We start from the raw sequence: 382 nt of genomic DNA, 5'->3' as shown, positions 1-382 counted from the left end.
CGCCGCGCGGGCGGCCACGGCCGGTGGGGGTGGGGACGCGGCGCTGTTGCTGCGGGCCCTGCGGCAGTGGCGGTATCTGGCGGGGCTGGGCTTGGACGGTCTGGGGTTCGTCTTCCAGATCGCGGCGCTGCGGTCGCTGCCGATCTACGCGGTGGGCGCCGCGCTGGCGTCGAGCCTGGCGGTGACGGCCGTGGTGGCCGCGCGGCTGCTGGGAGTTCGGCTCAGCGGGACGGAGTGGGCGGCCGTCGGGGTGGTGTGCGCAGGGCTGGCGATGCTGGGGCTGGCGTCCGGGGCGGAGGGGGACCGTTCCGGGTCTACGGCCCTGAAGTGGGCGATGCTCGGGACGGCCGGTGCGGTGCTGTTGCTCGGGCTGGTCGGGGGG

The 382-nt window shown here is 76.7% G+C and carries 1 pseudogene; it reads left to right on the top strand.

The window, feature by feature from the left end:
* A pseudogene (locus JHN63_RS52145) lies at nucleotides 1–382 on the top strand (hypothetical protein); the annotation flags it as partial.

The organism is Streptomyces sp. MBT65, assembly GCF_016612545.1.
GTDB lineage: Bacteria > Actinomycetota > Actinomycetes > Streptomycetales > Streptomycetaceae > Streptomyces.
Note: the sequence above shows the minus strand (reverse complement) of the source record. Positions and strands in the feature narration are given on the sequence as shown.